The organism is Streptomyces sp. S07_1.15, assembly GCF_020739505.1.
GTDB lineage: Bacteria > Actinomycetota > Actinomycetes > Streptomycetales > Streptomycetaceae > Streptomyces > Streptomyces xinghaiensis.
This window is the reverse complement of the sequence record NZ_JAJBZK010000001.1, coordinates 2,637,673-2,655,492: the sequence shown is the minus strand read 5'-3', so window position 1 is coordinate 2,655,492 and position 17,820 is coordinate 2,637,673. Positions and strand designations below refer to the sequence as shown.

Here is a 17,820-nt window from a genome sequence, read left to right as displayed (position 1 = left end):
GATCTTCCGGGCTCGTGTTCGTCCCGGACTCGTGTTCGTCCGGGGCGGGGAGCGCCGAAGGGATGGCGGGATCACGCGGCCGCGAGACGGGATCACCAGCCGCGAGAACACCGGCGGCGTCGTGCTGACAGAACCGCCCCGGTCTCCGTCTCCCGGGCCGCGGCCCGGCCCCGGGGTGGTTCCTAGCGCCAGCCGGTGGCGGGCCCGGGACGGACGGGGGCGATGCGGAAGGGTCCCGCCGCCCCGGCCGCGTAGAAGACCGTGGTGCCGTCCGTGCACGTCACCCAGACCGGCCGCTGCCATTGCAGGCACTTCTCCAGCCGGGGCCGGAGGACGAGATCGACCATGGTTTCGTCGGCCGAAACGGGTTCGAGAACGGTGGGCTCGTGTTCCAGGTGGGGGGCGGAGTGGATGGAATACACCGGAAGCCATGTGCCATTCACCAGAATCTCGGCGCGCACCTGAGTCATCTCACCAGCATGGCCCACCCACCGCGCCGCCGCTCCCCAGCGGCGGCACTCTGTGACCGAGGGGACGCACGTGGCGCGTGACACCGGCCGGCGGCCTGGGCCGCGAGGTCGACCACGGGGGCGTGACACGGGTGGCCGCAATGGAATCAAGGGGGGTGGAGATTCCGGGGCGGGGCCGCGGTCTTCCCCGGACCTGGTCTCCGCGATCGTGAGCGACGCGGGTGTCGGGACGGGTGCGCGTGCCGGGTAAGTGACGAGGCGTGGTCCCCGGGGCCTCCGCCGCTCGTCACCGTGTCCGTCCCGTCCGTGTGAAGCGTTTCAGGTTTCACACGGACGGGTAGGTGTGGGAGCGCTCCCAACTCCGAAGCCCACGCCGGAAGGCGGAGATTGCCAGTGCATTGGCATGAACGCGCAAAACTGTCTTGGCCGCTTCGCGTCCTCACCCTCCTGTCCGCGGCGCTGCTCTGTCTGATCCCCTGGTCGGGCACCGCCGTCGCCCACGGCTCGGTCACCGACCCGGCGTCCCGCAACTACGGCTGCTGGGAACGCTGGGGCAGCGACTTCCAGAACCCGGCCATGGCCCAGCAGGACCCCATGTGCTGGCAGGCGTGGCAGGACGACACCAACGCGATGTGGAACTGGAACGGGCTGTACCGGGAGAACGTGGGCGGCAACCACCGGGCGGCCATCCCGGACGGGCAGCTGTGCAGCGCCGGCCTGACCGGGGACGGCCGCTACGCCTCGATGGACACCCCCGGGCCGTGGAAGACCACGGACGTCGGCGCCGCCTTCACGGTGACGCTCACGGACCAGGCCCACCACGGCGCGGACTACATCCGGGTCTACGTCACCAAGCAGGGCTTCGACCCGGCCACGCAGCGGCTGGGCTGGGACGATCTCGAACTGGTGGCGGAAACGGGCAGGATCGCGCCCAGCGGGACCATGCCGGTCGACATCCGTACCTCGGGCCGCAGCGGCCACCACGTCGTCTACACGATCTGGCAGGCCTCGCACGCCGACCAGTCGTACTACATCTGCAGTGACGTGAACTTCCGCTGACACCGGTCCGCTGAGCCAGGGGCCCCGCCGGACGCACGCACCGTCCGGCGGGGCCCCGCCGTTCGCGCAGGTTTCCGCAGGTTCCAGTCGGTTCCCGTCAGCCTCCGGCAGGCGGGGACGGTCGCGTGTCGCGAGGATGTCGAAAACGCCGCTTCCCGATCGACGCAGGGGCGAAGGCATGACGTTCCACGACCCCAGGAGCACCCCATCGTGACCGTAACCGCGGATCTGGCCGTCTCCCTCGACGGCTTCATGGCCGGCACCGACGTCACCCTCGACAATCCGGGCGGCGACGGCGGCGAGCCCCTGTTCGAGTGGATCCACAACCTGGCGAGCTGGCGGGAGCGCCAGGGCATGACCGGCGGGGAGGAGAACCGCGACTCCGAGCTGATGCGCGAGTGGTTCGAGGCCACCGGGGCCGTGGTCATGGGCCGGATGATGTACGACACGGGCGAGGAGTTCTGGGGTGGCAACCCGCCGTTCCGCGCGCCGGTCTTCGTGCTCACCCACCGCCCTCGCCCGGCCCTGGTCAAGGAGGGCGGCACCACCTTCACCTTCGTCACCGACGGCATCCACAGCGCCCTCGACCGGGCGAGGGCCGCCGCCGGGGACAGGAACGTCGACATCGCGGGCGGCGCGAACACGGTACGGCAGTACCTCCGGGAGGGGCTCATCGACGAGCTGCACCTGCATGTGGTGCCCGTGCTCCTGGGGGACGGCCTGCGGCTCTTCGAAGGACTAGGCACCGAGCGGCGGGACCTGGAGCCCCTCGGGGTGGTCCACACGCCTCTAGCCACCCACCTGAAGTACCGCTTCGTGCGGCGATCCGGACCCGGCGCGGGTTGACCATACCGGTGGAACGAGGACGGCTCGTGAGGCGGACGGGGCGCACGAACGGCCGGCTCCGACTCCGGCTGCGGGCGGAGGCAGGAGCAGCGAGAGGCCGATGCAAAGATCAGCTGTTGCCGAGTTAACCTATCGAGCCTTGGAAACAGGATTTTTGCCTTACGGAAGCGATGCATAGGGGGTCGCCGATTCCCACTTCTTATCAAACTGAGCCTTGAAGAATTCGTACCATCCAGGGTCATTCTGCGGAGTGACGGAAAAGGTTGGTCGCTGCCAATGATCAGCATGGAAGGTTGCTATTCGCATGGTGATCTTCCCTTTCTCCGTCGAAGGGTCGGAGGCGATCACCGTGTTATGGGGAACATGACTGAGAGTCCTGATCTCCAATCTTCCGGACACCGCTCCAGCGATCGGCGCAACCAGTCTTGTAAGGTTGGCTTGCAAGTTGGAGCTAAGTTCGGCGGCGCTGTGGTTCTCCGCCTCGCTGGCCGCGATGCTCATGGCTGGACTATTCGGCTCAATTACAAGAATTTTGATATGTAGCCCCCTGGCGACAGCTCTTCTTATTTCGTCTGCGTACGAAATAAGGTGTATGCCGAGCGTCCAGCCGTGAAGCCATACCTCTCGTGATGACGAGATAATTTCCCTGATCTCATCCCTGTCGTCAACTTCGGAGAAGAAGCGATCGGCGCTCGGTCTGGCGCTGATTTCAGCCAGTGACTTGCTGATTCTTTCATCCTGTGAGCGCATCCTCAAAAGCGAAAATCCCACAAGGGCAAGCACCGCTAGGATCCCGGAAGTAACCACCTCCTGTGAGACTTTCCCTATTAGGCCCAGAATGCCAAATATAACCGCCGCGATCAGGGTTACGTAGAGATCGAGGCTGCGAATGACAGTACGCGCCATGCTTGAAAAACCAGACCCAGGACTAGGACTAGGCATGTCCCCCCTCACATCGCAGACCCTTTTCCCAGGGATCTTTTCCAGTGATACATGTCGCGAACCATCCCGAACGCGCTATGGCCCCTGAGCGCGCTGCACGCTGATGTCGGCAGATACGCGTGCCCGCAGTTGACGCCAGGCCGTAGCCTCCCATACGTCAATGACTTGCTGGCCCGTCAACCTGCTTGGTGCCAACTCGATGTTCCGTTGCGCGCGACGGCCGCAAACGCGCGTGCCGCCTCTACCGGAAGCGCCAGCCGGATGACACCGGGGCCGTCAGATGCTGTGTCCGGCCGCGACTCGATCTCGGATGTGTTAATGCCGGTCTCAGCCAGGGCGGCTATCAGTTCTGCCCCTGCATCGGTGGCACTCCGCCAGCCGGCCACGTAGTCCACACCGTGCGCCCACACCCAGCCGTCCGGGTCCAGACCTTCACTGCTGAAGTCCGGGCCCATCGGATCGTGCTGCACAAAACTTCTCTCGCAGGAACTGTCGTTGAACACCTGGGCCACCCCGCCCGCCGGCCACGGGCATGACAGCGGCTCCAGAATCATCGGCACCGGGGTCCGTGAGGGCTCCGAGCCGGACCACCCCGGATGCTGTCCAGGCGAGGGGGTGGTCCGGTCTCACATGTCTTGGTCAGCCGTTGCCAGGAGTGCTGATCACGGCGAGCGGCACCACGGCCGCCGTCCAGAAGGCGGTGATCAGGACGCTGAGTATTCGCTGTCTCACGGGCACTCACCGTCCGTCGGCGTCATGCGCCAGAAGCGCGTCACGGTCTCGCGATATCCGCGGTGCGCCGGGTTGCCGCTCGTGTGGGCAAAGGCCCAGTCGCGGACGGTCTCGAAGTCATCAGCAGGGCTGGACTCCGCGTGGCACGTCGTGCACTCCAGCTCGTGCACCATCTCGGGTGCTTCACGGGCGGTCTCCCGTGCCATCGTCCACCTGATGTGGCGGAAGATCGCGCGGGTCACAGCCTGCCTCCACTGTTGGCGTTGCGCTCAGCCACCCGAGCGGCCAGGAGTCCCGAGGTGTCGATCGGGCGCAAGTCCTCCGGGCGCGCGTCCCATTCGATCCCGCCGCTTGGCGGCCGTAGTTGCACCCGCGACCCCAAGTGATCCATCACCCGCCCGACGCGGCCGCTCTTGACATCCAGCGTCAGCGTGCCTACTTCTGGGGCTCCCTTGTCGCTCATGCAGGGAGGATCAGGCCGGTGACCAGGACGTGGAAACCTCCTCCAAAACCCATTCACCTACGCCCAGAGCTTCGACGCGGTTTGGAAGACGGCGAAGCCCGTACAGGAGGACTGACCTCTGTCGCGTACCGAGTACTACGACGACCCAGACGCACCCCAGCCCAACAGCCTTGTTGTTGCCGCTTCGGCCGTGGTGACCGACGACCAGGGGCGCATCCTGCTCCAGCGTCGCCGCGACAACGATCTGTGGGCACTTCCGGGCGGCGGCATGGAGATGGCCGACTCTCTACCGGGCGCGGCGGTCCGGGAGGTGAAGGAGGAGACCGGCCTTGACGTGGAAATCACGGGGCTGGTGGGCACTTACACCGATCCCCGCCACGTGATCGCATACACGGACGGGGAGGTGCGGAGGCAGTTCAACGTGTGCTTCACCGCGCACATCGTTGGCGGAGAGCTGGCCATCTCGGACGAGTCCACGGAGCTTCGGTTCATCAGCCCCGACGAGATCGACGCTCTCCCGATGCACCACACGCAGCAGCTCCGCGTCCGGCACTTCCTGGAGCACCGGGAGAGGCCGTACCTGGGGTGATCCTCGGGACAGCATCTCGGGGGCAGCCAACGCTCATTTGTCGGCGAGTCCAGGGATGAACGCGGCGAGGCCAGAGGCAAAGCTGCCGAGTCCGGCCAGTGTGACGACGGTGGCCTTGCCGTCGGAAAACAACCCTGAGCAGAATGCGCGCACTTGGCGTCGGACGACGAGCATCTTCAGCTTCTGCCAACGGTGTTGCCGAATGTGGCAGCCCAAGAGGAGACCAGACGCGTTGTTGCGGCAGCCGTCTGTACGTCCTCGTACCTCAGCCTGGCATGTCACCGGTGCCTGGAAGAAGCACCAGAGCAAGACCCCGGAGGAGAGCAGAACGATCACCACCGGTCCGGCCGCCTTGTTGATCCAGGCGGCGATCAACAAGGCACCGGCCAGGACTCCCCACCACTGGCCCAGTCCACCGAGCTTCTTGCCTCTTACCCCCGAAGTCGCCATGCTACGGATCGTAGTGAGCGCAGGGGCACGGAATGTTATGAACTGCGACTTCGACCGAAAATCGGGCCCAGCGCGACTGGCGGGGGTGGACGGTCGGCCGCGGGCCCAGGTGCGGCGGATCACTCCTCCGTAGGCGCGATCCCCGTCGGGCAGGAGCGGCCCCAGTTGGTTTCCGAAGGGTCCCTTAGCTTGACGCCCGTCCCGGCGAGGCTGCGCTGCCATGTCCACGGCGTCTCTGGAGCGTCATGCTTCCCCCAGTGGCTTTGGTGCTGTTCGCCCCACGTTAGTGCCACGGACTGACAGCCGCGCTTGTCTTGCCAGATCCTCATGCGGACCCAAAAGAACCCGAAGACGACGCCATGGCTTGAGTGTCCGTCAAGGGACCACTTGAATGGCGCCGTGACCATGGCATCGATGGACGGCTCCGAGACCATTGCCGGACAGATCTCACTCCGTGAGGTCATTGCGCAGATGCGCCAACAGAGGCCGGTCTTCCACTCCGAAGCCGACCTTCAGCACAGTTTTGCTCGGGTGCTCTGGGACCTGGCGCCGGAGGTGCACTCCAGGCTCGAGGTGCCACAGCGACTGTCCGACAGAACCGAGTACCTTGATCTACTGTGTATCGGGCCCGAGACCCGTACCGTGATCGAGTTCAAGTACTTCACCCGAAGTTGGACAGGAAAGGCTGGTTCTCCAGCCGAGGGGTACGCCTTGAAGGCGCATGCCGCCACCGACCTTGCTCGCCTGCACTTCGTTCGAGACGTAGTCAGGCTGGAGCGCTTCTGCCGCCGATCCGGTCAGAACGGTATCGCCTTCATGCTGACCAACGAGGCGTCTTTGTGGACTCCGCCCAACCCCGGCCGCCGACGTACTCGGGATCACGCCTTCAGGATCCACCAGGGACGTGAACTCGCAGGGACGCTGTTGTGGGCTGATGGCGATTACGAGCCGAACACGTGCACGCTGCGGGGCGCATACACCCTCGACTGGGCGCCGTACTCCGTTCTGGACGGGCTTGGGGGCGAGTTTCGCTACCTTGCCGTCTTCGTAAGTCCGGAGTCGATCGGGGACTGAGCCCGGGGCCCAGTACGCATAGCCACGTTGGCCGCAACCGCGTTGCTGCAGCGTGTGAGTTCGTTCCAGGAACCTTGGCGTACGACCAAGGTTCCTGGCGGCCTGTCATTCCTCAGTGGGAGCCGGCGCCACGCCGATCGGGCAGGAGACGCCCGTGCCGCCGATGCCGCAGTAGCCGTTCGGGTTCTTGTCGAGGTACTGCTGGTGGTACGGCTCCGCCGGGTAGAAGGGGCGGGTGTCGGCCGGGAGGATCTCCGTGGTGATCGCGCCGTAGCCGCGGGCGGTCAGGACGGCCTGGTACGCGTCGCGCGAGGACTCCGCGGCCGCCTGCTGGGCGGGGGAGTGGGTGTAGATCGCCGAGCGGTACTGGGTGCCGACGTCATTGCCCTGGCGGAAGCCCTGGGTGGGGTCGTGCGACTCCCAGAAGAGCTTGAGCAGGGCCTCGTAGGAGACGGCCTCCGGGTCGTGGACGACACGGACCGCCTCGGTGTGGCCGGTCAGGCCGCTGCACACCTCTTCGTACGCGGGGTTGCGCGTGTGGCCGCCCTGGTAGCCGGCGAGGGTCGTCCAGACGCCCGGGGTCTGCCAGAACTTGCGTTCGGCGCCCCAGAAGCAGCCGAGGCCGAAGTCCGCGATCTCCAGACCCTCCGGGTACGGGCCGAGCAGGGGGTTGCCGAGCACCGTGTGGCGGTCGGGGACCGTGTACCCCGGCTCCGGGCGGCCTTCGAGGGCCTGCTCGGGGGTGGGCAGTTGCGGTGTGCGGTTCCAGAACATGGGCGGGCGCTCCTCGGCTGTGGTGTCCGCTCCGGAGAACGTACGGGACGGGTCGGGGATTCCGCATCCGGAGGAGAGGAACTGCGGGACCTCCCGCCGCAGGTGCCCGTGTGGAGAGCGCGCGGCGGATCCCGCTTCTTCGCGGTCTTCCGGCCGGGCTGCGGCGCGGCTCGGGCAGGGCAGGCCAGGCCACGCCAGGGCGGGTCGCCCCTGCGCGTCAGCTCTGGGGACGGCGCGCCTTGAGGGTCTCCTTGCGGGTCCCGCGTACCGCGATCTCCCGGGCCGCGCAGTAGACCGCCTGCGGATGGAGGTGGTAGCGCCAGGGCAGGGCGTCCACGTAGCCGTCCACCAGGAGGAACTGTTCCAGGGCGGCGGTGTGGCGCTTCTGCTTCACCAGGAACCAGGCCAGCAGGTGCCGGGCCTCCGGGAGACGGGGGTGGTCCGCCGGTGCTGCCGCGACATCCTCCAGCGCGGTGTCCACCTGCGCGATCAGAGCGGCGGTCCGGTAGTCCCCGCTGCGCGCGTCGTCGTCCTTGTGCTCGTACCACCAGATCAGCGGCAGCAGCGTCAGCAGGCTGCCCCTGGGCGCCGAGGCGGCGGCGCGGGCCGCGAACTCGCGCGCCAGGTCCTCGGATCCACGCCATTTCGCGCACCAGTACTGCAGGGCGGCGTAGTGGGCGGCGTAGTGGTGGGGGGCGCGCTCGGTGATCAGGGACCACAGGGAGCGCAGGTGGCCGTGCGAGTAGCCGAGGCCCAGAGCCGTCCAGAGTTCCACCACGTGCGGGGACGGGTCTTCGGGGGCGAGTGCGGCCGCGTGCGCGATCTGCTCGCGGGACCGCATCAGCAGATCGTGGAAACCCTCGAACTGCTGGGCGGTCGTGTGCTGTGCCACATGGGCCCCGCGGACCTCCCAGGCCAGTTTCGTGGTGGTGTCCGCCTGGACGAGGGCGGCTCCGGGGTCGTCCGGCCGTGCTGTCCGCCACGCCCTGAGCCAGGTGTCGTCGCGGACCGCTGCTTGCGCCAGCTCGCCCGTGTACATCAGGCGCCGCTCCCAGTCCGTGCCGGTGCCGGCGAGGAGGGCGGCGGCCGGCTGCCAGTCGCCTTCCGCCGCGGCGGCGAGCACGGGGGTCAGCTCCGGGCGCGGTCCGGGGCGCTCGGTGTCCTGCTGCTCGGCGGGCAGTAGCCCGAGCTCGGCGGCCCGTGGCGACATCGGGGCGCCGGTACCGCTCGCGGCGAGGTTGAGACCGTCCTCGTCTCTGGTCCGTCTCAGCCAGGCGGCGACGATCAGGCCGACCACGACGAAGGTGATGATCCGCGCGGTATCCATGGACGTGTTCCCCCCGGGGCCACCCGGGGCGAACGGATTTTCGCCTTCCGGCAGGCAGCATCATAGGGCTGCGCCGATCCTCGCCTTCCCGGGGTGCCGCCCCGACCGGGACGCCGTGGGCCCGGCCGCGCTCAGTGCGGCATCGTCGCCGGGGTACCGCCCGAGGACTCCCAGCCCGCGACGGCCATGGCGCGGTGGGCCGCGTACTCCGCCGCCGGGTTCGCGCCGTACGACCACGGGACCGCGCCCACGTGGCCGTCCACCTGCGCCAGCTGTTCCATCGCGTCCGCCCAGCGCTCCGCGCGGACCAGGAACCACACCAGCAGATGCCGGACGTGCGGCATCACCGGGTGGTCGGCGGGTGCGCCGCGGACGGCGTAGAGGGCGCCCTCGACCGCCTTGGTGACGACGTCGCTGCGGTAGAGGCTTCTGACGGTGTTGACCTCGGGCAGATGTTCGAAGACCGCGAACAGCGGCAGCGCGGGCAGCAGGCTCCGCTCGGGGGCCGCGGCCGCCGCGCGGTGGGCGAAGGCGTCCGCGAGCTCCTTCGAGCCGTGCCACTTCTCGCACCAGTAGTGCAGCGCGGCCAGATGTGCGCCCATGTGGTGCGGGGCACGCGCGGTGACGGTGCTCCACAGCTCCTCGAAGTCGGCCTGCCGGTAGCCGAGACCGCGGGCGACCGCCAGTTCGACGATGTACGGGGTGGGGTCGCCGGGCGCCAGCAGTGCGGCGTCGGCGCACACGGAGCGCGCCTCCTCCAGGATGATCCGGTGCTCGTCCGAGCCGGCGCCGGAGACGGCCGCCGTCTGCCGGGCCTGGTGCACCAGGAACTCGGCGTGCACCACGGCGGCCCCGGCGTCCTTCGGCGCCTCGACCCGCCAGGTCCGCAGCCAGCGGCCGCCCTCTCCGGGCCGCTCCGCCAGTTCGTGGGAGGCCGCACCGGCCAGGCTCTGCACGCGCTGCCAGCGCAGCTCGTGGTCCGCGGTGGCGGCGAGGAGCCGCTGGGCGGGGCGCCAGTCCTGGGTGCGCGCCAGTTCGTCCAGCGCCCCGGTCAGTTCCTCGTCGGGGCCCGGCAGCCGTACGTCGAGCTGGTCCACCGGGGCGAAGCCGTAGCGCTGCGGGTCGGTGGCGGCGCTGAAGCCCCCCACGGCCTGCGCACCGGCGCGCATGCGCCGCAGGAAGACGACCAGGACAGCGCCGATCATGGTCAGGGCGAGAAGCAGGAAGAGCATGTCCATGGAGGTCCTGTCGGTGTCCTGTGCGGTCACGGTGGCGGGTCGGGCGCGGCCCGCGCGGTCCGGGCGGCGGGGCACGCTCCCAGTGTCGCGCCCCCCACTCTCTCTACTCGCGGGCGGTGCGCTCAAGTTCCGGGCGCGGCCTCCCCGGGTACTACTCTCGGGCCCATGAGCGACCAGCACCAGCAGCACGGAGCCACGAGCTTCGAGACCCTTGCCATCCACGCGGGACAGGAGGCCGACGCGGCCACCGGTGCCGTGGTGCCGCCGATCTACCAGGTCTCCACGTACAAGCAGGACGGCGTGGGCGGGCTGCGCGGCGGTTACGAGTACAGCCGTTCGGCCAACCCGACGCGCACCGCGCTGGAGGAGAACCTCGCGGCGCTGGAGGGGGGCCGCCGGGGGCTGGCCTTCGCGTCCGGCCTGGCCGCCGAGGACTGCCTGCTCCGTACGCTCCTCGGGCCCGGGGACCACGTGGTCATCCCGAACGACGCCTACGGCGGCACCTTCCGGCTGTTCGCCAAGGTGGTCGAGCGCTGGGGCGTCGAATGGTCCGTCGCCGACTCGTCCGACCCGGCGGCCGTGCGGGCGGCGCTCACCCCCCGGACCAAGGTGGTCTGGGTGGAGACCCCGTCCAACCCGCTGCTCGGTATCACGGACATCGCCGCCGTCGCCGAGGTCGCGCACGGCGCGGGCGCCCGGCTGGTCGTCGACAACACGTTCGCCAGCCCGTATCTGCAGCAGCCGCTGGCCCTGGGCGCGGACGTCGTCGTCCACTCGACGACCAAGTACATGGGCGGGCACTCGGACGTCGTCGGCGGCGCCCTGGTGGTGAACGACGACGCGCTGGGCGAGGAACTGGCGTTCCACCAGAACGCGATGGGGGCCATCGCCGGACCGTTCGACGCCTGGCTGGTGCTGCGCGGGATCAAGACCCTCGCCGTCCGCATGGACCGGCACACCGCCAACGCCGAGCGCGTCGCCGAGATGCTGACCGCGCACCCCAAGGTGACGCGGGTGCTCTACCCGGGCCTGCCGGACCACCCCGGCCACGAGACCGCCGCCAAGCAGATGCGGGGCTTCGGCGGCATGGTGTCGTTCCGGGTGGCGGGCGGCGAGCAGGCGGCCGTGGACGTCTGCGACCGGGCGCGGCTCTTCACCCTCGGCGAGTCGCTGGGCGGAGTCGAATCGCTGATCGAGCACCCGGGCCGGATGACGCATGCCTCGGCGGCGGGCTCCGCGCTGGAGGTGCCGTCCGATCTCGTACGGCTGTCCGTCGGTATCGAGGCGGCGGACGACCTGCTGGCGGACCTGGCGCGGGCCCTGGGCTGAGCCCTCGGACGCCCGCGCGCCGGTTCATGCGCCGGGCGTGCGCCCCGGCACACGCGCCGGGGCGTGTGCCGGGGCGTGAGGCCCCCGACCGGCGGGGTGGTGCTCTCCGGCGGTGACCAGGGCTGGGTGGCGACCGCCCAGAGCAGGAGGGCGCCGACCGCCGCACCCGCGAGGACGAGCAGCAGCACGCGCAGCATCCGGCGGCGGGCCACCGCGCGCTTCCCGCGGGCCGCGGCCCGCGCGCCCAGGTCCGGGGGGACCGGCGGATGCGGACCGTCGAGCATCCGCCGGACCATCTCCTCCTTGTGGTCCGGTATGCCGGAGAGGTCGGGGAGCTCGGGGAGGCTCATGGCCCGTTCTCCCCGCTCTTCCCCTTTTCCCAGCTCTCCCGGCTCTCCCGGGTCTCCCCGGACGCGGACGGGCGCGGGCGTGCGGGGCGTCCGCCCGGGCCGCCGGTGCGGCGCCGCGCGCCCGCGTCACTGCCCGCGTCACCGGTCCCGGTGCGGGGAGCCGCCCGGCCCGGCGCGCCGCCGTCCACCGGTTCGTCCGCGGCCCGTTCCGTTCTCTCCGGCCCGCCTCTCCGGGCCGTGCGTGACGACGAGCGCAGCAGGGAGACCGAGCGCAGGCAGATCGCGCGCACCCGGTCGGCGGGCAGGCCCAGTTGCGCCGCGGTCTGTTCCTCGGGCACCCCCTCGTGCAGACGCAGGACGACGATCAGCCGCTCCTGCGCGGTCAGCCCGTCGAGGACCCCGCCGTGCGGGCGGCGCCGGCGCCAGGCGGTGTTCGCGTAGCGGGCGGCGAGCTCCTGGCGGGCCAGGTCGTACGGGTCGTCGCCGCGCAGCCGGTCCCACCCGGCGTAGGTGCGGGCCAGGGCGGCGGTCAGCAGCCGCTCGGCGGCGGCCCGGTCGCCGGTGAGGAGCGTCGCGGTGTGCAGCAGCCGGCCGGCCGCGCCCGCGACGAACGCGTCGAACTCCCGGGCCCGGCGGCGGTCCTGCTCCAGCCACCGCTCTCGCACAGCGCCTCCCGTCCTCCATGGGACGGCAGCCGGGGTGGCCGGTCAAGAGGCCGGCGGGAAGGTGCCCCCGGGGCAGGGGTCCGGGAGGGTTCCGGACGGGGCACCCGCCCGGGGCGGGGCGGGCCGCGGGGAGGGTGCCGCGTGGGTCAGGAGGACGGAACCTCGGGCACATCCTGCGGAGACGCGGGCGCGACCGTGTGGTGGCGACCGGACAGCGCGGTGTTGAAGCGGGTGAGCAGTCCGCAGAAGAGCGTGCGCTCCTCCTCCGTCCAGTCCTCGGTGAGCAGCGCCATCAGCTGCCGGCGGGAGGAGCGCACCTCGTCGAGCCGGGCCTGGCCGCGCGGGGAGAGTTCGAGGACGACGGCACGGCCGTCCTCGGGGTGCGAGGCCCGTTTGACCAGGCCGGTGTCCACGAGCGGCGCGACCTGCCGCGTGACGGTCGAGGAGTCGATGCCCATGCCGGCGGCGAGGGCCTTGACCCCCATGGGGCCCTCCCGGTCGAGCCGGTTGAGCAGGAGGTAGGCGGCGCGGTCCATCGAGTTCCGCACCTGCCCGACGCCGCCGAGCCGGGTCTGCTCCGCGCGCCGGGCGAAGACCGCGACCTGGTGCTGGAGGTCGTCGAGAAGGCCGCGGTCGAGGGGAGTCGTCACATCCGGAGTGGGGGGCATGGCCTGGGCTCACTTCGTGAAGGGGCGATGGGATGGCCACAGGTTACGCGGCCGGGCCGGATGCCGTACGGGCGCCGGGCGAACCGGCGGTACGGGGCCCGCCGGGCGATCCGTGGGACGCCGGGGACCCGGGGGCCCTGCGAGACTGGCGGCATGGCTGCAACCAATGGCTGCGAAGCGGACCACAAGTCCGCCGTCCCGTCCGTGCTCACCGTGGAGGATGTGCGCGCCGCGCACAAGATGCTGTCCGGGGTCGCCCGGGTGACGGCGATGGAGGGCAGCCGGCATCTGTCCCGGCTGGTGGGCGCGCCTGTCCATCTGAAGTGCGAGAACCTCCAGCGCACCGGTTCCTTCAAGCTGCGCGGCGCCTATGTGCGGATCGCGGGGCTGACGACGGAGGAGCGCGCGGCCGGCGTCGTCGCGGCGAGCGCGGGGAACCACGCCCAGGGCGTCGCGCTGGCGGCCTCCCTGCTGGGCGTGCGGTCGACCGTCTTCATGCCCGTCGGCGCCCCGCTGCCGAAGGTGGCGGCGACCCGCGAGTACGGGGCGGAGGTGCGGACGCACGGGCAGGTCGTCGACGAGACGCTGCGGGCCGCTCAGGAGTACGCGCGGGAGACGGGCGCGGTGTTCATCCACCCCTTCGACCACCGGGACATCGTCGCCGGGCAGGGCACGGTGGGGCTGGAGATCCTGGAGCAGTGCCCCGAGGTCGGCACCATCGTGGTGGGGATGGGCGGCGGCGGGCTGGCGGCGGGGATCGCGCTGGCGGTCAAGGCGCTGCAGCCGCGGGTGAAGGTGGTCGGGGTCCAGGCGGCCGGCGCGGCGGCCTATCCGCCCTCGCTGGCCGCGGGGCACCCGGTGGCGCTGGGGTCGCTGTCCACGATGGCGGACGGCATCAAGGTGGGGCGGCCGGGCGACGTGCCGTTCAAAATCGTTGGCGAACTGGTGGACGAAGTCCGTACCGTCACCGAGGACGCGCTCTCCCGGGCGCTGCTGCTGTGCCTGGAGCGGGCGAAGCTCGTGGTGGAACCGGCCGGCGCGAGCCCGGTCGCGGCGCTGCTGTCGGAGCCGGAGTCCTTCGAGGGCCCGGTCGTGGCGGTGCTCTCCGGGGGGAACGTGGATCCGCTGCTGCTGCAGCACGTCCTGCGGCACGGCATGGCGGCGGCGGGCCGGTATCTCTCGCTGCGGCTGCGGCTCACGGATCGTCCGGGTTCGCTCGCGACGCTTCTCGGGGTGTTGTCAGAGGCGGACGCTAACGTCCTCGACGTGAGCCATGCCCGGACCGATCCGCGGCTCGGGCTCTCGGAGGCGGAGGTGGAGCTGCGGCTGGAGACCCAGGGGCCGGAGCACTGCGCCGAGGTACGGGAGGCGATCCGGGAGGCCGGTTACACGGTCCTGCCGTGAGGGGACGGGCGGTGCGCCGCCCGTGACGCGGCCGGGGAGGCGGCCGCGAGGAGAACGGGAGACGCGTGAGGGGGACGGGGAAACGAGGAGAACGGGGAGAACGGGGAGACGGTCGTGATCCGGCCGGGGGCCGGGCCGGACCGGGAACCTACGTGTCCGGCTGACGCGATATATCGTGAGTGCGCTAAGGTGGCGTCCCCGCGCCGCTCTGCTCACTCTCCCCCCGGCGCCGGGTCGCGGAGGCTGTCCGCCGCCCGGCGGAGTCGGGCAGAGCACACAATTCATCTTAAAAAGTCAATAACACCAGGAGACTTTCCATGCCAGGCGCCATTTACGCCGAGGGTCTGGTGAAGACCTTCGGCGCTGTGCGGGCACTGGACGGCGTTGACCTCGACGTCCCCGAAGGCACGGTGCTCGGGCTGCTCGGCCCGAACGGTGCCGGGAAGACCACCGCGGTACGGGTCCTCACGACCCTGCTGCGGCCCGACAGCGGTTCCGCGGTCGTGGCGGGCATCGACGTGCTGAAGCACCCCAACGAAGTCCGCCGCTCCATCGGCCTGTCCGGCCAGTTCGCCGCCGTCGACGAATACCTCACCGGCCGCGAGAACCTCCAGATGGTCGGGCAGCTCTACCAGATGAGCGCGCGCGACGCGAAGACCCGCGCCGTCGAGCTGCTCGAACGCTTCAACCTCAGCGACGCGGCCGACCGGCCCGCCAAGACCTACTCCGGCGGTATGCGGCGCCGTCTCGACCTCGCCGCCGCCCTCGTCGTCAGCCCGCCCGTGATGTTCATGGACGAGCCGACCACCGGCCTCGACCCCCGCAACCGGCAGCAGCTCTGGTCGATCATCCAGGAGCTCGTCGCCGGCGGCACCACCCTCCTGCTCACCACGCAGTATCTGGAGGAGGCCGACCAGCTCGCCCACGACATCTGTGTGATCGACCACGGCAAGGTCATCGCCCGGGGCACCTCCGACCAGCTCAAGGCCCGCACGGGCGGCGAGCGCGTCGAGGTCGTCGTACACGAGCGGGATCAGGTGGCCACGGCCACCGAGGTGCTGAGCGGCTTCGGCAAGGGAGAGCTCAGCGTCGACGACCACACCCGCAGGATCACCGTTCCGGTCACCGGCGGTGCCAAGCTCCTGGCCGAGGTCATCCGCGAACTCGACGGCCGCGGCGTCGAGATCGACGACATCGGTCTGCGCCGCCCCACCCTCGACGACGTCTTCATCTCCCTCACCGGCCATGCGGCCGAGAGCCGCGCCGAGGAGAACGCCCAGCCCGAGGAGGCCGCCACATGAGCGCCGTGACCAAGACGGCGGCCGCCACGGCCGCCCCGCGCCCGCGCGGCGGGGTCGTCCAGTCCGCGAAGGACTCCCTGGTCGTCGCCAAGCGCAATCTCATCCGCATGATGCGGATCCCGGAGATGGTCATCTTCGGGCTGATCCAGCCCATCATGTTCGTGGTGCTGTTCAGCTACGTGTTCGGCGGCTCCATCAGTGTGGGCGGCAGCCTCAGCCCGGAGCTGTACCGGGAATTCCTCATGGCGGGCATCTTCGCCCAGACGGTGACCTTCGCCACCGCGGGCGCCGGTGCCGGTATCGCCGACGACATGCACAAGGGCCTCATCGACCGCTTCCGGTCACTGCCCATGGCGCGGGGCGCGGTGCTCACCGGCCGCACCCTCGCCGACCTGGTGCAGACGACCCTGACCGTCATAGTGCTGGCGGTCGTCGCCCTGATCGTCGGCTGGCGGATCCACGAGGGCGTGCTCAAGATGCTGGCGGGCTTCGCCCTGCTGCTGTTGCTGGGCTACGCCTTCTCCTGGATCGGCGCGCTGATCGGGCTCTCCGTCCGGACCCCGGAGGCGGCCACCTCGGGCGGCCTGATCTGGCTCTTCCCGCTGACGTTCATCTCGAACGCCTTCGTGCCCTCCGACAACATGCCGACCTTCCTCCGGCACATCGCCGAGTGGAACCCGTTCAGCGCGACGGTGCAGGCGTGCCGGGAGCTGTTCGGCAACCTCCCGGCCGGCTATCCGGTGGCGGACGCCTGGCCCATGCAGAACCCGGTGCTGGCGTCCGTCCTCTGGTCGGTGCTGATCATCGCGGTCTTCCGCACGCTCGCCGTGCGGAAGTACCGCTCCGCGGCCGCCTGAACGGACCGCCGCCCGGCTCCGGCCGGGCGGCGGTCGCCGTGACAGGGCCACGCAGGGCGGAACCCCCGGTTGTTTCCACCGGGGGTTCCGCCCTGCGTGGGGCCGGCCGCGGCGGCCGGGGGCGGGCTCAGCCCTTGTAGGGCTTGGCCTCCAGGATCTTCACCGAGGCCATCTTGCCGTTGGGCAGCTCGTACTGCGCCTCGTCGCCGACGCGCTTGCCGTTCACTCCCTGGCCCAGCGGGGACTGCGGGGAGAACGTCTCCACACTCGACGCGCTGGCGTACTCACGGGAGGCGAGCAGGAAGGTGGTCGTGTCGTCCGGGTCGCCGTCGAAGGCGATCGTGACGACCATGCCCGGCTCCACCACGCCGTCGTCCGGCGGCGTCTCACCGACCTTGGCGTGCTGCAGCAACTGGGTGAGCTGGCGGATGCGAAGCTCCTGCTTTCCCTGCTCCTCCTTGGCCGCGTGGTAACCGCCGTTCTCCCGCAGGTCACCCTCTTCCCGAGCCGCCTCGATCTTCTTGGCGATCTCGGTGCGTGCGGGACCCGACAGGTACTCCAGCTCGGCCTTGAGCTGGTTGTACGCCTCCTGGGTGAGCCAGGTGACGTTGTCGCTGGTCTGGGTCACAGGTGCTCCTCGTCCGTGCTGGGAATACAAAGCAACGCCCTACCCGTAGGGTTTGCGCCTTCACGGGTGGGCGAAACCACGAGCCTAACAATTCCGGCGGAAAAGGGAAGGGAGAAAAACCGGTACGTCCGGGTGTGCGCAGCTCAGGCGCCGGGCGCGGGGCGGCATCCGAGGAGTTCCACGGCCGTGGCGCGCTCCGTGGTGCGGACGGTCACGACCTTGTCGATCCGGTCCTCGCGCTCGTCGAAGCGGACGTCCTTCCAGCCCACCTCGGCTCCCGACTCGGAGAGCGAGCGGAGGGTGCACAGGCCGGGCGTGGCGGCGTCCTTGCGGACCTCGAGATGGGCCTGCACGGAGTCGTCCGAGACCACCTGGAACTTGATCAGCTCACCGGTCACGTCCTGGCCGGACACGTAGGAGTAGCCGAACCAGCCCAGAAGCGCCAGCAGCCCGGCGCCCAGCACCGCTCCGGTGACCTTGAGCACCCGGTCGGTGCGCTCGTCGGCCGAGCGGCCGTACCGGCCCTCGGGGAGGGGGGTGCGCGTGGCGGTCATCGTGGTTCCTCCGGGGCCCGGGAACGGTGGAATGAATAGGCTCCCGCTTCGGTCACTATAGAAGGCGCCGTCTCCGAGCGGCGGAGGGGGCCGAGACCAC

Annotated in this window: 20 protein-coding genes and 1 pseudogene; 8 read left to right on the top strand and 13 right to left on the bottom strand. The window is 70.1% G+C overall.

Annotated elements, in window-relative coordinates; translation table 11 throughout:
• Positions 1 to 182 precede the first annotated feature (182 nt).
• Positions 183 to 470, bottom strand: a complete 288-nt coding sequence (locus LIX60_RS11300) for a hypothetical protein (protein ID WP_043465383.1) — start codon at positions 468 to 470, stop codon at positions 183 to 185.
• A 393-nt stretch (positions 471 to 863) separates the two neighbouring features.
• On the opposite strand from LIX60_RS11300, the gene LIX60_RS11295 reads away from it, so the two are divergent.
• Both LIX60_RS11295 and LIX60_RS11290 read left to right on the top strand, forming a co-directional pair.
• Positions 864 to 1,529 carry a lytic polysaccharide monooxygenase gene (locus tag LIX60_RS11295; protein WP_227958317.1) on the top strand — a complete coding sequence of 222 codons (666 nt, stop codon included), beginning with the start codon at positions 864 to 866 and terminating at the stop codon, positions 1,527 to 1,529.
• Between the two features lie 210 nt (positions 1,530 to 1,739).
• Positions 1,740 to 2,375, top strand: coding sequence for a dihydrofolate reductase family protein (locus tag LIX60_RS11290; protein ID WP_227958316.1), 636 nt, complete (start codon positions 1,740 to 1,742; stop codon positions 2,373 to 2,375).
• Between the two features lie 159 nt (positions 2,376 to 2,534).
• Here LIX60_RS11290 and LIX60_RS11285 read toward each other — a convergent pair whose 3' ends face one another.
• The 4 genes from LIX60_RS11285 to LIX60_RS11270 all read right to left on the bottom strand — a co-directional run bounded on the left by LIX60_RS11285 (position 2,535) and on the right by LIX60_RS11270 (position 4,512).
• On the bottom strand, positions 2,535 to 3,281 hold the full coding sequence (locus tag LIX60_RS11285) for a hypothetical protein (protein ID WP_227958315.1): 747 nt from the start codon (positions 3,279 to 3,281) through the stop codon (positions 2,535 to 2,537).
• A 212-nt stretch (positions 3,282 to 3,493) separates the two neighbouring features.
• The gene (locus tag LIX60_RS11280) at positions 3,494 to 3,871 is read right to left on the bottom strand and encodes a hypothetical protein (RefSeq protein WP_227958314.1); all 378 of its coding nucleotides are present in this window, start codon (positions 3,869 to 3,871) and stop codon (positions 3,494 to 3,496) included.
• A 174-nt stretch (positions 3,872 to 4,045) separates the two neighbouring features.
• On the bottom strand, positions 4,046 to 4,291 hold the full coding sequence (locus tag LIX60_RS11275) for a hypothetical protein (RefSeq protein WP_227958313.1): 246 nt from the start codon (positions 4,289 to 4,291) through the stop codon (positions 4,046 to 4,048).
• Positions 4,288 to 4,512, bottom strand: coding sequence for a hypothetical protein (locus LIX60_RS11270; RefSeq protein ID WP_227958312.1), 225 nt, complete (start codon positions 4,510 to 4,512; stop codon positions 4,288 to 4,290). The genes LIX60_RS11275 and LIX60_RS11270 overlap by 4 nt, the downstream gene beginning before the upstream one ends.
• A 118-nt stretch (positions 4,513 to 4,630) precedes the next feature.
• Between LIX60_RS11270 and LIX60_RS11265 the strand changes: the two genes are divergently transcribed.
• The gene (locus tag LIX60_RS11265; RefSeq protein WP_227962716.1) at positions 4,631 to 5,101 is read left to right on the top strand and encodes an NUDIX domain-containing protein; all 471 of its coding nucleotides are present in this window, start codon (positions 4,631 to 4,633) and stop codon (positions 5,099 to 5,101) included.
• A gap of 33 nt (positions 5,102 to 5,134) precedes the next feature.
• Here LIX60_RS11265 and LIX60_RS11260 read toward each other — a convergent pair whose 3' ends face one another.
• Positions 5,135 to 5,551 (bottom strand): hypothetical protein, encoded by a 417-nt coding sequence (locus LIX60_RS11260; protein ID WP_227958311.1) that lies wholly within the window; start codon positions 5,549 to 5,551, stop codon positions 5,135 to 5,137.
• Positions 5,552 to 5,956: 405 nt separating this feature from the next.
• On the opposite strand from LIX60_RS11260, the gene LIX60_RS11255 reads away from it, so the two are divergent.
• Complete coding sequence (locus LIX60_RS11255; RefSeq protein WP_227962715.1) at positions 5,957 to 6,625, top strand: hypothetical protein; 669 nt, start codon at positions 5,957 to 5,959, stop codon at positions 6,623 to 6,625.
• Between the two features lie 105 nt (positions 6,626 to 6,730).
• Here LIX60_RS11255 and msrA read toward each other — a convergent pair whose 3' ends face one another.
• The 3 genes from msrA to LIX60_RS11240 form a co-directional block, all read right to left on the bottom strand.
• Positions 6,731 to 7,399, bottom strand: a complete 669-nt coding sequence (msrA, locus tag LIX60_RS11250; protein ID WP_227958310.1) for a peptide-methionine (S)-S-oxide reductase MsrA — start codon at positions 7,397 to 7,399, stop codon at positions 6,731 to 6,733.
• Between the two features lie 217 nt (positions 7,400 to 7,616).
• Positions 7,617 to 8,726, bottom strand: a complete 1,110-nt coding sequence (locus LIX60_RS11245; protein ID WP_227958309.1) for a hypothetical protein — start codon at positions 8,724 to 8,726, stop codon at positions 7,617 to 7,619.
• 131 nt (positions 8,727 to 8,857) lie between these two features.
• Positions 8,858 to 9,964, bottom strand: coding sequence for a hypothetical protein (locus LIX60_RS11240; protein WP_227962714.1), 1,107 nt, complete (start codon positions 9,962 to 9,964; stop codon positions 8,858 to 8,860).
• 165 nt (positions 9,965 to 10,129) lie between these two features.
• On the opposite strand from LIX60_RS11240, the gene LIX60_RS11235 reads away from it, so the two are divergent.
• On the top strand, positions 10,130 to 11,293 hold the full coding sequence (locus LIX60_RS11235) for a cystathionine gamma-synthase (RefSeq protein WP_227958308.1): 1,164 nt from the start codon (positions 10,130 to 10,132) through the stop codon (positions 11,291 to 11,293).
• 577 nt (positions 11,294 to 11,870) lie between these two features.
• Here the strand turns inward: LIX60_RS11235 and LIX60_RS11225 are convergent.
• Positions 11,871 to 12,308: pseudogene (locus LIX60_RS11225) on the bottom strand (sigma factor-like helix-turn-helix DNA-binding protein); the annotation flags it as partial.
• A 146-nt stretch (positions 12,309 to 12,454) separates the two neighbouring features.
• On the bottom strand, positions 12,455 to 12,976 hold the full coding sequence (locus tag LIX60_RS11220; protein WP_227958307.1) for a MarR family winged helix-turn-helix transcriptional regulator: 522 nt from the start codon (positions 12,974 to 12,976) through the stop codon (positions 12,455 to 12,457).
• Positions 12,977 to 13,129: 153 nt separating this feature from the next.
• On the opposite strand from LIX60_RS11220, the gene ilvA reads away from it, so the two are divergent.
• From ilvA to LIX60_RS11205, 3 genes are all read left to right on the top strand, one after another.
• Positions 13,130 to 14,380, top strand: a complete 1,251-nt coding sequence (gene ilvA, locus LIX60_RS11215; RefSeq protein WP_227958306.1) for a threonine ammonia-lyase — start codon at positions 13,130 to 13,132, stop codon at positions 14,378 to 14,380.
• Positions 14,381 to 14,697: 317 nt separating this feature from the next.
• Entirely contained in the window at positions 14,698 to 15,681 is a 984-nt protein-coding gene (locus tag LIX60_RS11210) for an ATP-binding cassette domain-containing protein (RefSeq protein WP_125626441.1), read from the top strand.
• Positions 15,678 to 16,538, top strand: coding sequence for an ABC transporter permease (locus tag LIX60_RS11205; protein WP_227958305.1), 861 nt, complete (start codon positions 15,678 to 15,680; stop codon positions 16,536 to 16,538). The genes LIX60_RS11210 and LIX60_RS11205 overlap by 4 nt, the downstream gene beginning before the upstream one ends.
• Positions 16,539 to 16,665: 127 nt before the next feature.
• On the opposite strand, the gene greA is transcribed toward LIX60_RS11205, so the two are convergent.
• Positions 16,666 to 17,166, bottom strand: a complete 501-nt coding sequence (gene greA / locus LIX60_RS11200; protein WP_019710334.1) for a transcription elongation factor GreA — start codon at positions 17,164 to 17,166, stop codon at positions 16,666 to 16,668.
• A 143-nt stretch (positions 17,167 to 17,309) separates the two neighbouring features.
• Entirely contained in the window at positions 17,310 to 17,720 is a 411-nt protein-coding gene (locus LIX60_RS11195) for a DUF4307 domain-containing protein (RefSeq protein ID WP_227958304.1), read from the bottom strand.
• Positions 17,721 to 17,820 lie beyond the last annotated feature (100 nt).

What these genes read in the sequence shown, in the direction of transcription:
- LIX60_RS11245 (WP_227958309.1), bottom strand. Translation starts at nt 8,726, where the DNA reads ATGGATACCGCGCGGATCATCACCTTCGTCGTGGTCGGCCTGATCGTC.
- LIX60_RS11235 (WP_227958308.1), top strand. Translation starts at nt 10,130, where the DNA reads ATGAGCGACCAGCACCAGCAGCACGGAGCCACGAGCTTCGAGACCCTT.
- msrA (WP_227958310.1), bottom strand. Translation starts at nt 7,399, where the DNA reads ATGTTCTGGAACCGCACACCGCAACTGCCCACCCCCGAGCAGGCCCTC.
- LIX60_RS11195 (WP_227958304.1), bottom strand. Translation starts at nt 17,720, where the DNA reads ATGACCGCCACGCGCACCCCCCTCCCCGAGGGCCGGTACGGCCGCTCG.
- LIX60_RS11220 (WP_227958307.1), bottom strand. Translation starts at nt 12,976, where the DNA reads ATGCCCCCCACTCCGGATGTGACGACTCCCCTCGACCGCGGCCTTCTC.
- LIX60_RS11280 (WP_227958314.1), bottom strand. Translation starts at nt 3,871, where the DNA reads ATGATTCTGGAGCCGCTGTCATGCCCGTGGCCGGCGGGCGGGGTGGCC.
- LIX60_RS11255 (WP_227962715.1), top strand. Translation starts at nt 5,957, where the DNA reads ATGGCATCGATGGACGGCTCCGAGACCATTGCCGGACAGATCTCACTC.
- LIX60_RS11260 (WP_227958311.1), bottom strand. Translation starts at nt 5,551, where the DNA reads ATGGCGACTTCGGGGGTAAGAGGCAAGAAGCTCGGTGGACTGGGCCAG.
- LIX60_RS11240 (WP_227962714.1), bottom strand. Translation starts at nt 9,964, where the DNA reads ATGGACATGCTCTTCCTGCTTCTCGCCCTGACCATGATCGGCGCTGTC.
- LIX60_RS11300 (WP_043465383.1), bottom strand. Translation starts at nt 470, where the DNA reads ATGACTCAGGTGCGCGCCGAGATTCTGGTGAATGGCACATGGCTTCCG.
- LIX60_RS11210 (WP_125626441.1), top strand. Translation starts at nt 14,698, where the DNA reads ATGCCAGGCGCCATTTACGCCGAGGGTCTGGTGAAGACCTTCGGCGCT.
- ilvA (WP_227958306.1), top strand. Translation starts at nt 13,130, where the DNA reads ATGGCTGCAACCAATGGCTGCGAAGCGGACCACAAGTCCGCCGTCCCG.
- LIX60_RS11270 (WP_227958312.1), bottom strand. Translation starts at nt 4,512, where the DNA reads ATGAGCGACAAGGGAGCCCCAGAAGTAGGCACGCTGACGCTGGATGTC.
- LIX60_RS11205 (WP_227958305.1), top strand. Translation starts at nt 15,678, where the DNA reads ATGAGCGCCGTGACCAAGACGGCGGCCGCCACGGCCGCCCCGCGCCCG.
- LIX60_RS11285 (WP_227958315.1), bottom strand. Translation starts at nt 3,281, where the DNA reads ATGGCGCGTACTGTCATTCGCAGCCTCGATCTCTACGTAACCCTGATC.